General features: G+C 64.3%; 7 protein-coding genes and 2 pseudogenes. 5 read left to right on the top strand and 4 right to left on the bottom strand.

Features of this window, described 5'->3' with window-relative positions; translation table 11 throughout:
- Positions 1 to 332 precede the first annotated feature (332 nt).
- From QZY03_RS03495 to QZY03_RS03485, 3 genes are all read left to right on the top strand, one after another.
- Positions 333 to 2027 (top strand): efflux RND transporter periplasmic adaptor subunit, encoded by a 1695-nt coding sequence (locus QZY03_RS03495; RefSeq protein WP_295578361.1) that lies wholly within the window; start codon positions 333 to 335, stop codon positions 2025 to 2027.
- Between the two features lie 293 nt (positions 2028 to 2320).
- Positions 2321 to 5512 carry a CusA/CzcA family heavy metal efflux RND transporter gene (locus tag QZY03_RS03490; RefSeq protein ID WP_295578360.1) on the top strand — a complete coding sequence of 1064 codons (3192 nt, stop codon included), beginning with the start codon at positions 2321 to 2323 and terminating at the stop codon, positions 5510 to 5512.
- Between the two features lie 301 nt (positions 5513 to 5813).
- Entirely contained in the window at positions 5814 to 6278 is a 465-nt protein-coding gene (locus QZY03_RS03485; RefSeq protein WP_295578359.1) for a DUF29 domain-containing protein, read from the top strand.
- A gap of 565 nt (positions 6279 to 6843) precedes the next feature.
- Here QZY03_RS03485 and QZY03_RS03480 read toward each other — a convergent pair.
- Positions 6844 to 7461, bottom strand: a complete 618-nt coding sequence (locus QZY03_RS03480) for a hypothetical protein (RefSeq protein WP_295578358.1) — start codon at positions 7459 to 7461, stop codon at positions 6844 to 6846.
- A gap of 738 nt (positions 7462 to 8199) precedes the next feature.
- Here QZY03_RS03480 and QZY03_RS03475 point away from each other — a divergent pair.
- The gene (locus QZY03_RS03475; RefSeq protein WP_295578357.1) at positions 8200 to 8625 is read left to right on the top strand and encodes a hypothetical protein; all 426 of its coding nucleotides are present in this window, start codon (positions 8200 to 8202) and stop codon (positions 8623 to 8625) included.
- A 687-nt stretch (positions 8626 to 9312) separates the two neighbouring features.
- Here the strand turns inward: QZY03_RS03475 and QZY03_RS03470 are convergent.
- Entirely contained in the window at positions 9313 to 10272 is a 960-nt protein-coding gene (locus tag QZY03_RS03470) for an IS66 family transposase (RefSeq protein WP_295578355.1), read from the bottom strand.
- 280 nt (positions 10273 to 10552) lie between these two features.
- A pseudogene (locus QZY03_RS31965) lies at positions 10553 to 10756 on the bottom strand (DUF6444 domain-containing protein); the annotation flags it as partial.
- Between the two features lie 243 nt (positions 10757 to 10999).
- Between QZY03_RS31965 and QZY03_RS03460 the strand changes: the two are divergent.
- Positions 11000 to 11419 (top strand): hypothetical protein, encoded by a 420-nt coding sequence (locus QZY03_RS03460; protein WP_295578353.1) that lies wholly within the window; start codon positions 11000 to 11002, stop codon positions 11417 to 11419.
- A 172-nt stretch (positions 11420 to 11591) separates the two neighbouring features.
- On the opposite strand, the pseudogene QZY03_RS03455 reads toward QZY03_RS03460, so the two are convergent.
- Positions 11592 to 11856 (bottom strand): annotated as a pseudogene (locus QZY03_RS03455) (hypothetical protein); the annotation flags it as partial.

Here is an 11856-nt window from a genome sequence, read left to right as displayed (position 1 = left end):
GAGTGTAGGTGCGACTTCAGTCGCACCTGCGTCCGAGTCGGTGCGACTGAAGTCGCACCTACATCCGAGCCGACGGTGGGTGGTATCCGGTGTTCCGGAAATCACCTTAGGCGCCATTCCGGCCGAACCCGGTGGGAGCCGCCTCCGGCCGCGACAGGATCTCGCAATGACGCAGGGTCGCAAGTGACCGCGGGCTCGCATCGCGGCCGGAGGCCGCTCCCACGGGACATGCATCTTCCGGGGTGGCTGATGCTCCTTCCATAGTCGTTAGCGGACGCGGCGCCACCGGTTGAAGCGTCGGCCTCCGGTCCAGTCGCCCCGGTCACCGGAGTATGAATATCAAGATCGCCATCCTGCTCGCATTCGGTCTGCTGCTCGCCGGCGGCGGCTACCTGCTCGGCCGCGGCCCGGCCGACCAACCGCGGGGCGCCGACCAACCCCTGGCATCAATCCAGGCAGCACCGATCTATCAGTGCCCCATGCACCCCTGGATCACGTCCAACAAACCCGGTGACCGCTGCACGATTTGCGGCATGGACCTCGTCGCCGTCGGCGGTGATGGCGCGGCAGCGACGGTCGATCCCGACCGCGTCACCCTCAACGCCGCCCAGGTCGCCGTGACCGGCGTCGCGACCAGCGAAGTCACCCGGGGTGCGCTGACCCGCACCCTGCGCGTCAGCGGGATCATCAACGATGATGACACCCGGCATCGCATCCTGGCCGCACGGGTGCCGGGGCGCATCGAGACACTCCAGGTCAACTATGTGGGCGCCGAGGTAGCGGCCGGAGCGCCGCTCGCCACCGTCTTCAGCCCCGAAATGCTCACCGCCCAACGCCAGTATGTCGAACGGCTCAAGGCCGGCGATGTCGCCTCCCCCCGCGCCGAGCGCGCGGCGGCCCGCGAACGCCTGCTCGAACTGGGTCTGACCGAGGAAGAGATCCGCATCCTGGACCGCACGCTCAAGCCCACCGCTATGGTCAACATCCGCGCGCCGCTGTCCGGCACCGTGGTCTCGCGTGCCGTCTACGAGGGCCAATATGTCAAGACCAACGACCCGCTGTTCGAGATCGGCGACTTCTCGCGCATGTGGTTCGTGTTCGACGCCTACGAGCCCGACCTCGCCTGGCTGCGCCTGGGCCAGACCGTGGAAGTGTCGGTACCCTCGCTCCCCGGCCAGGTGCTGACGGCCCCCATCAGCTTCATCGACCCCAACCTGGACGAGCAGACCCGCACGGCACGCGTGCGGGTCATCCTGGAGAACCCCGAACGCCGGCTGCGCTACCGCCAGACCGCCCAGGCGCTGGTGTCGGTCACCACCCCGGACCTCCTGCTCGTGCCCCGCGCCGCCGTCCTGCAGCACAGCGGCCGGCCCATCGTCTATCTTGACCTGGGGGAGCAAGGCTATCGCGCCCGCGAGATCCGGCTTGGCCGCGTGGGCGACTCCCAGGCCGAAGTGCTCGGCGGTCTCAACGCGGGCGACCGGGTCGTGACCACCGCCGCCCTGATCCTTGACGCGCAGGCCCAACTCGCCCACGCGGGCGCCGCCGCGGACCCGCACCAGGGCCATGTCATGCCGATCACGATTCCCGCCGCCCCGCCGCCGCCGGCCGAGGCGGCTTACGGACTGCTGCGCTCCCTGGCCTTCGCCACCGCCGATGGCGCGAACGCGCTCGCGGCCGATGATCTCGCCGCCTACCAACAGCACCTGCCCGCCATGAGGGGAGCACTCGCCGCCTATCTCGCCGGCGATGCCGCGGCGGCACGGGGTGAACTGGCCGCCTTCACTAATACGCTCGCCGAAGCGTCCGACCTCGAGGCGGCCCGCCGCGCGTTCGAGCCATTCAGCACCGCCGTGGCGGATTTGGCCCGCACCCAGCATCTCCAGCACCGGGAACCACTCTGGATCTATCAGTGTCCCATGACCCCGGTGCTCGGCACCGCCCGCTGGCTCTCCCGGTCGCAGCAACTGCGTAACCCCTTCTTCGGGTCCGCCATGCTCGAATGCGGCGACGCAGTGAACGAGTAGAGCGTTCCATCGTGTCTTGCTGGTCCAGGTGCGCGCGAGGGCCTCGATCAAGATTCCGGCCATTTGCGCTCGCCGAGTGCGTAGTCAGGCCATCCTGGCCTGACACCGTCAGGGCTGGAAGCCCTGACTACGCACGCCGCTGGCCGGGATTACGATCAAGGCCGGAAATTTCGGAACTGATCCCGGCCGAAACCATGATCAAGGTCACCGAGAGGTACCATCCATGGCACTGGATTCCGGCATCCTGCCGGAATGACGCTGCAACTTCAGTTGGCACGGAGTACGCGTAGCACATGATCACCCGGCTCATCCACTGGTCACTGCACAACCGCTTCCTGGTCCTGAGCGGCTTTCTCGCCCTCTGCGCCTGGGGCCTGGTCGCGCTGCAGCGCGTGCCCATCGACGCCATTCCCGACCTGTCGGAGAATCAGGTCATCGTCTACGCCGACTGGCCCGGCCGCTCGCCGCAGGAGGTCGAGGATCAGATCACCTACCCGCTGTCCGTGTCATTGCAGGGCCTGGCCGGGGTGCGGACCGTGCGGGCCAGTTCCATGTTCGGCTTTTCGTTCCTCACGGTGATCTTCGCCGATCAGGTCGATGTCTATTTTGCCCGCACCCGGGTGTTGGAACGGCTCAATTCATTGGGCGACCTGCTGCCGCCGGGCGTCATCGCGCGGCTCGGACCCGATGCCACGGGTCTGGGCTGGGTCTACCAGTATTACCTCAAAGACACCTCGGGCACGCAGGACCTGGGCTCGCTACGCACTCTGCAGGATACTTTCATCCGCTATCAACTCGCCGCCGTGCCGGGCGTGGCCGAGGTCGCCGGGATCGGCGGCTTCGTGCGCCAGTATGAAATCGAGGTCTCGTCACTCAAACTGAAGCAATACGGCGCCACCCTGGGCGAGGTCATGGATGCCGTCGGCAGCGGCAATCGCAATGTCGGCGGCAAGACCATCGAGGAGAACGGCGCCGAGTATATCGTCCGCGGCATCGGCCTGGTGCAGGATCTCACCGACCTGGAACAGATTCCGGTACTGCCGCGCAACGGCACCCCGCTCTATCTGCGCGATGTCGCCACCATCCGCGTCGGCGGCGACTTCCGCCGCGGCGCGCTCGATGTGAATGGGCAGGAGGTGGTCGGCGGGATCGTGGTCATGCGCTATGGCGAGAACGCCTATCGCGTCATCCAGGACGTGAAGACCCGGATCGCCAGCCTGACGCCCGGCCTGCCGCCGGGTGTCACGCTGGCGGCCTTCTATGACCGCAGCGAATTGATCGAGCGCGCCATCACCACCCTCAAGGAGGCGCTGACCGAGGAAGTCATCCTGGTGACGCTGATGCACATCCTCTTTCTCTTCCATTTCCGCAGCATCCTGATCGTCACCCTGCCCTTGCCGGCCTCCATCCTGATCGCCTTCATTCTGATGGATCAGTTCGGCATCCCTTCGAACATCATGTCGCTGACCGGGATCGCCATCTCCATCGGCGTCCTGGTCGATGCCGGCATCGTCATGACCGAGAACGTCATCCGGCACTGCGAGCGCGCCGAGGCCGCGCTGCGCCGTCGGCTCACCCCCGCCGAGGTCTTCGCCCAAACCTTGACCGCCGCCACCCAGGTCGGGCGGCCCATCGTCTTCTCGATGCTGGTGATCATTTTCGCTTTCGTCCCGGTGTTCCTGCTCACCGGCCAGGAAGGCAAGCTGTTTCATCCGCTGGCCTACACCAAGACCTTCGCCCTGATCGGGGCCACCCTGCTCGCGGTGACCGCCGTGCCGGTCTTCTGCACCCTGCTGATCCGCGGCCCTTTCCAGCCGGAGTCGGAGAACTGGCTGATGCAGCGCCTGCTGCGCCTCTACGAGCCGGCGCTCGACTGGGCACTGCGCCGCCGCAAGACCGTGTTGGGGCTCGCGACCAGCCTGCTCGCCGTCTGCATCGTCATCGCCTGGGGGCTGCCGCGCGCCCTCAACGCCCACCTTCCCGAGTCCATCGCCCGCCATACCCAGGGCTTCGGCACCGAATTCATGCCCACCCTGGAGGAAGGGTCGCTGCTCTTCATGCCGGTGCTGTTGCCGGCCACCGCGTTCACCGAGGTGAAACGCATCATGGCCTGGCAGGATCAGGTCATCAGCGCGCACCCGGCGGTCGCCTCGGCAGCCGGCAAGCTGGGGCGGGCCGCCACCGCGACCGACCCGGCCCCGGTCGAGATGATCGAAACCACCATCCAGCTCAAGCCGCCCGACGCCTGGCCGCCCGGCACCACCAAGGCCTCGATCATCGCCGATCTGTCGGAGCGCCTCATGAATGTGCCCGGCTATGTGCCGGGGTTCCTCCAGCCGATCGAGAACCGCATCCTGATGACCAGCACCGGCATCCGGGCCCAGGTCGGCGTCAAGATCTTCGGCGACGACCTCGACGCACTCCAGGAGCAGGCCTTCGCGGTCGAGCGTGTCATCAATCGCGTGCCGGGTGCGGTCGGCGTCGCGCCGTCACGGGTGCAGGGCAAGCCCTATCTGGAGATTCAGGTCCGGCGCGAGATGCTCGGCCGCTACGGGCTGAGCGTTGCGGAGGTCTTCCGTCAGGTGGAGGCCGGGATTGGCGGGGTCAGCGTCGGCACCACCATCAAAGGCCGCGAACGCTGGCCGCTCCAGGTGCGGCTGGAGCAATCCGAGCGCGGCGACATCGACCGGCTGGGCGAGATCCTGGTCGCCACCCCCTCGGGCGCGACCGTGCAGTTGCGCCAGATCGCCGACCTCAAGCGCGTCGTCGGTCCCAACGAGATCCAGAGCGAGAACGGCCGGCTGCGGGTCTTCGTGCAGGCCAACGTCCGCGACCGGGACCTCGGCGGCTTCGTCGAGGAGATCAAGGAGCGCATCGCCGCCGAGATCACCCTGGCGCCGGGAATGACCATCGACTACTCCGGTCAATACGAAAACCAGTTGCGCGCCCGGGCCACCCTCGGCTACGTCCTCCCCGCCGTCATCCTCATCATCTTCGCGACCCTGGTGATCACCTTCCGCTCGGTGGGCGAAGCGGCCCACGTCCTCCTGGCGGTGCCCTTCGCACTCACCGGCGGTGTGCTGCTGCAAGCCTGGATGGGATTCAATTTCAGCGTGGCCGTCTGGGTGGGTTACATCGCGCTCTTCGGCACCGCCATCCAGACCGGCATCATCATGGTGACCTATCTGGAGGAATCGGTACAAAGCATGAGCCAGGAACTCGGCCGCCCGCTGACCCGCGCGGAATTGACACAAGCCGTCAAAGCCGGCGCCCGGCTGCGGCTGCGTCCCAAGGTCATGACCGTCGCCACCACCATCGCGTCACTGACGCCCATCTTCTGGCTCCAGCGCACCGGCGTCGAAATCATGCAGCCGCTGGCCGCCCCGGTGGTCGGTGGGATGCTCTCCAGCCTGGTGCATATTCTCATCGTTACCCCTGTCATCTTTATTTGGCTGCGGGAGCGGAAATTAGAGCCTGCCCGGTGAAGGCTATGATCGCTGCTCCGGCAAGAGTGCTCTTCCGGATTTATCCACAGATGTCACAGATGTTCACAGATGAAGAAAAGAGTCTTAATCATCGTTCCAGCCAGTACCCGGGCGTCGCGCACTGCCGGTCGAGGCGTTACCGTGAAAGTCGCGCAGCGACCCTGTGGGAGCGGCGTCCCGCCGCGACGGGCCGAGCGCGAAACCGCAGCGTTAAGGCGCTTTCTGGTATCCTAAATTCGGCAATCGCTCAAACAAAGACACAAAGAACACGAAGAAAAACAGAGAATCGAGGCTTTCCCCCATGACTGCCAGGCTTGAGACACAGCGGCTCCACGCCCCCGGGCTGTACGAGACCGACATCGGCGCCTGGGCCGAGCAGCAGGCGCGCCTGCTGCGGGCCGGCTGGTTCGCGGAACTCGACATCGAGCACATCGCCGAGGAGATCGAAGACGTGGGCAAGAGCGAACAGCGGGAACTGGCGAGTCGGCTGTCGGTACTGCTCGCCCATCTATTGAAGTGGCAATACCAACCCGAGCGCCGGGGAAGCAGTTGGCGCCGTACCATCCTCGCCCAACGGCGTGCGCTGGGTTTGCGCCTCAAGCGCACGCCGAGCCTCAAGACCATCCTGCGCGATCCCGACTGGCTGGAGGAAATCTGGGAAGATGCCATCAGCACCGCCACCGCCGAGACGGGGCTCGATGCCTTTCCTGAACACTGCCCTTGGGAGGTCCCTCAGGTCTTGGATGCGGATTGGATGCCTGAATAATCTACGCAACCAATACAATCGTTGTCGTAATCGGAGGAACGATCTAATTTCAATCCTCGTGACACCGCTCCAGAGATTGTGAAAGTATTGGCTCCGAACCCGAAGCCATTGCAATGCCGTAGGTTGGGGTGAGGAACGAACCCCAACATTTCAGCGCCTTACGTTTGACTGCTCGTTGGGCTTCGTTCCTCAGCCCAATCGACAAGGAATACTTGCCAAAACTCTCCAGCGGTGTCATGGATGTCTTGGCGCTCTGCGCCCCGAGGGCCTTGATCGTCGTTGCGGCCACTTGGGCGCGCCGGGTGCGTAGTCAGGCCATCCTGGCCTGACACTGTCAGGGCTGGAAGCCCTGACTACGCATACCGCCGGCCGGGATTACGATCAAGGCCGCCCCGGGGAACTGCGAGCCGAGTGTGATCATTGCTCCGGCCAGCGCCCGCCGCGGCCTTGAGGCGGAAACTTTATCCACAGATGAACACAGATTTTCACAGATGCTTTTCTTCATCTGTGACATCTGTGGATAAATCCGGATCATCGCTTTGGCCGGAGCGCCGATCATGGCCGGTCAGGCAAACTCACTATCATCGCTGCCATCATCCTCACCGAGCTGCTCCGGTAACGCTGACGTCGAGCCCCTCGCATCCTCGTCGGTGATCGCCACCCACTGCCCCGGTAACGCCAGGGTGTCATCCCCCAGATCGCCGTCGATCACCGCCACCAGCAGCCCGTAGCTGACCCGCCAGCGCAGCCCATCCACCAGGACCGCCGCGGACTTGGTATTCAGCTTCACCACCTGGCCAAACCGCTCCTGACCCTGGCGGTCCTTGAAGCCCACCCGATCGCCCACGCTCAGGCGATTGCGGTCCAGCGCCTGACGCTTCCGCGCGCCGATGGTCACGTCCTGACCCTCCAGCTCGATCAGGTGAAACGGAATGGTCCACCGCCTCCCGTCCGCCAAATCCTGCACATCAGCCCGTGTCCTATTCATTTTCAACAGCTTCGCCTCGATCAGGCGGTTCTCGGTGCTGTGGAACCAGCGGATCGTCTGACCGACACGCAGCACGCGCTTCACCGCGGCGATGCGCGCCGGATCATCGAGCTGATTGCTGATGGCCACGTTCAAGCGATACAGTTGGAACAGACTGGCCTCGCCCAAGGCTTCGAGGATGGCGGTGTAATTCATCGGTGCGGTCTCTGCTCAACCGCGCCCAGCGCGGTATGCGATGTTATTGGATGGAATCGGCCCCGGCAGACTCGACGATTGCTGGATCTGGCGCGGTTGAATGATCGGTCAATGATCCTGGAACGCGTCGTCCGCCCAGCGTCCAGCCGACAGCCCACCAAACGCCGCATGTTACCGTGAAAATCCCCTGCCCCCGTGGGAGCGGCCTCCGGCCGCGATGCGATGCCGCGGCGAACACTGATGTTCAAGAACCCGCCGGACCCCACCGCGGCCACAAGCCGCTCCAACGATCGGCCTTCAGCCAGCGGGATGAATCATCATCGTCACATCAAGGTTCCCCATCAAAACGGCGGTCGCCGGGGCACACGGGAGGTCGAGGCGTTACCGTGAACGTCGCGCAGCGACCCCGTGGGAGCGGCGTCCCGCCGCGATGGGGCCGGGCGCGCAGCCTCAGCGTTCGCGGTCACCGCGGCACCGCAGCGCGGCGGGACGCCGCTCCCACGGAGGACTTTCCTTTTCCGGGGTGGCTTGATGTTCATTCCATGGCCGTTAGCCCGATCAGGGCCGCATGGCAGCGCGGTCGACCGGCTAAAACCTCGGCTTCAGATCTTCTTGCCGCCGAACCAACGATCAAGGCCACAGCAACAGTCATCGCGGATACAATCGCCGGAGAAAACGCCCCAGGCGTCACCGCTAGTCGACCATCCGGCTTTTTATATTATGAATCAGGAGATTGAAGTGACCGCAGCGCAAGAAACCGAGACTCAACCCGCACTCGTCCAGGCGCTGCTGCGCGCGCCCGCGGCCGAACAGCAACTCTTGCTGGCCTGGGTGCGGGAACTGAGCAGCATCCGTCAGGGCGAACTGCGGGGGTTCAAGAAGATGGGCGCCATCTTGGCGCTAACCCGCGAGCGCAAGGCGGCTTGGCCGCTCCTCAAGGTCATGTCGCGAGCCTTGAAGCATGTCCTGTGGGACGCCCGTTCCTGGCGCCTGCGCCTGGGCCTGGGTGCCGTCATCGCCGCCTTTGTCGTGGTCGGCAATGGCGCGGCCGCCATCGTCCCGCTGGGCGGCGGCATTGGACTGCCGCTCTGGCTGATCGTCGGCATCGGCGGCACCTTGGCCGGAGTCCTGGCTGACTTCATCAAGAAAAAACTCGCGGCCTGAGGGTTGGCTGGCGAGGGCCCGGCTACGTCATTCCGGTAGGATACCGGAAGGAAGTCGCCACGGACGGTACCTCTCAGGGCGCTCGGACCTGCACGAGAAAGACGGAACGCCTGACCAGCGATATCAGGAGTTGGGCGGGCAGGAACTGACCCGATCCGTCGGCACACCCATCAACATCCCGTCAACAACGCGGCAGTCCGCAGCGACATGGCAGTTCAGCGCCGCCCTGAACCGGGTCCACATGGCTGACCATTACCGACGCGCGCGTGCCCGGACCTTCCCCCGGCTGACCCGTTGGTCGTTGCTACTGATTTCTCTGAAAAACTTGCCAAACGATCACACTGAAAACGCTGGGTTCGTGCTCCGAGTACCAGGGCTGTCGTGTGGATGCGGCGAGCATGTACTGACCCACCGACCGCAGCGGAAACAGAAAAGTGTGACGTAAGTCATGGTTTCGCCATGACAGCACAACTACACTCATTGTCATTCCGCGTCTTTATCTGGTCTGCGCACCGTTGTGTTGCGGGTTGGGAGCGGACAAGGACAGGACAAGGATAGTCGGGTAACTCTATCAAATATCGCGGATATGAAATCTCTGGTATCGGCCGGACGCGGTGGCCGACAACGACGTCAAGGACGGCGGAGTGAGAAAGCCAGAGGGTAACTATTCAGGTACCCCCAGCCCAGCTACGGCAGCCGCGGCATCGGCGGGTTACCTTGGAAGGTCATGACGAGTGCTTGGTAGGTATCGACGGATTGCTTGTTGAGGGTCGAGAGGTAGGAACGGATGGTGGCGAAGGCGGCGGCGCCCTCCGCGGAGCGGAAACAGCCGGAGACCTTCTGCTTGAGCTTGGGCATGCGCATCGCGCGTTCGGCCAGGTTGTTGTCGAACGGGACGCGCAGATCGACGATGAAGAGCAAGACCGCGTGGCGATGGTCGCGCAACCGCCCGACCAAGTTGCAGGCGGGCGTTTGCTTGACGCGGCGCCGGCTCCCCGGGGGGCCGGTACGGCGGGGATGGGCGCGCGCACCCTGGGCGAGGAGCGCATCGTAGCGGGTAAAGAAGTCGTCGATCATGGGGCCGGGCAAGGCCGCGTACCCCGCGGCACGGGCGTAATGCGTCGCGACGTTGGCCTCGCACAGGAGTGCGATCAGGCGCTCCGGCCAGGCCAGTTTGGGGTACGTCTCGGCGACGGCGATCAACTCGCGCAGATGGTGGGCGTTACAGAAGGCATGTTGACAGGCGTACATCAGGTACGCCTTCCAGTGGTCGTGCACCAGGATGCCGCGAAAGGACGCGAGCAGGCCGATGGCTTCCAGCGCTTCGTGCCCACGCTTGGCATGGACCGCATAGAAGGTGAGCGTCGCGGTGCACAACACATGCAGCCACTGGAGTGCGCGGCCGACGCGCAGGCCCGTTTCGTCGGCGTGCGCCACGGCCGATTGCGCCACCGCTTGGCCGATCGCCGCCACCGGTGCGGCCAGTCGCGCGGCGGCCTCGCGCACCATGGTGTAGAGCGTGCCCGGCGAGAGTGCAATGCCGGCCAGCGCCGCGAGCAACTCGGCGGTGCGCTTGAACGGCAGTTGTTGGTACTGGGTGAGGTACACCGCGAAGGCGGAGATCCCGGCTCCATTGGACCGGGGCATCGACGCCCTCGGGAAAGGCGCTGCGGTGGCACTGGCCGCAGGCGCACTGGCCAGCGACGGTCCGATACTCGGTGACGTCGCGCCGCACCACGAGATCGACGACTTGGCGGCGCTCCGGGACTTCCTCCGCCGCGATGGTCGACAGGTCGCGCCCGCACGCGCACTGCCCGCTCAATGGGATCGCGACCGTCCGCTCGGGGGCATCGACCAAGCGGCAGGTCGCGCCCGGGTGGTCTTTCTGCCCGCCCGGCTTCTTGCCGCTGGATTGGCGCAACGAGCGCGGCGGCGGTTTCTTGAACGGCGGGTCCGAGGAGGGCGGTTTGCTGGAGTTGTGGCTGTCCTTGGCCAGACGCGCCTCCAACTCTTGGATGCGTTGCCGCAGTTGCTCAATCTGCGCCGCCTGCTCTACCGCTAGGACGCGCAGACGCGCCAACTCGGCGTCTGGGCTTTCGGAAGCGTCGGTTGTGGGCGGCTGATCGAGCATGGCGCAAAGTTACACGCCTAGCCCGTTGGTTGGCAAGAGGGTACCTGAATAGTTACGCCAGAGGAAAGCAAGGTTCCAACTGGAATTCTATCTAGCACGCTAGTATCCTAACGAATAAGCGTTTATCCGTCGTGCGCGCCGCGCTGATCCCTGGTCGTGGCACGGCGCCTGGCGCGCACGACGGATAAACGCTTATTACGCAAACAATTACGATAGCGTGGTCGCAGGTTTCCGAGGAAAACGATGGATAGAATCAAGATTATTGGCGGAGATTATCCATCGGGTGATTGCTACGCGAGCATTACTCCTGAGACGGGATTAGTGATCCTCTCATTGGCTAACTCTGGCTCCTATTCCCTCCAATTGAAAAGCATCGAACAGTTGACAGTGGAGAAGATCAAAAATCTCTCGGGAACGGCCGCCTGGGGTATCGCGGGTGCTGCCCTACTCGGACCGCTCGGGGCGATTGGAGGCATGTTGATCGGGGGCAATAAGACGGAAGTGTCCTTTCTTTGCGTCACTCAAGAAGAGAAACAATTTATTGGTGCGACCGATCCGAAAGTTTATCAAAAGCTAGTTGCGGCGTCTCTTGCCAAGCGCAGCAACCTCACGGTGGGTGAAATGATCGCAAGAGGCATGCTTAAGGGGCCGGGATCTGGTTAACCTGCGAGCAACAATTGGCTAGGCTCAATCAATTTAGCTGTCAGGAAGACAACGAAAGATATCCTCCGGCGTAGGGACTCCGGTTGCCCGGAGCCCCCGCCACAGACCCGGACGTGCAGTTTTCCCGCATCCGGTTCCTCGGTCGTACTCGCTTTCGAGCGAGTGCGAGGTTTCATGCAAACACCAGTTCGTGTTGTAAGCAGCGCGACTCGGTGATGCGGGGTTTGGCGATACCAAGCTTTTCGATGGAGTGGAAATAGGGGACAGTGCGGCCTGGCAAGGCCGCGTGTTCTAGCGGGTGAAAGTCCCGCCTGGGTAATCGTGAGCCGCGAGCCCAGTATCGAGCCTTGCGGCGTAGCCGGTAACGGACGCGTCGATGCGTAGGCACGAAAGCAGGCGAGGTGCAAAGGTAACGGGTGATGCCGACCCTGAAGGTG

The organism is uncultured Lamprocystis sp. (assembly GCF_903933125.1).
In the GTDB taxonomy this organism is placed as follows: Bacteria; Pseudomonadota; Gammaproteobacteria; order Chromatiales; family Chromatiaceae; genus Thiodictyon.
This window is presented reverse-complemented; position numbering and strand designations above follow the sequence as displayed.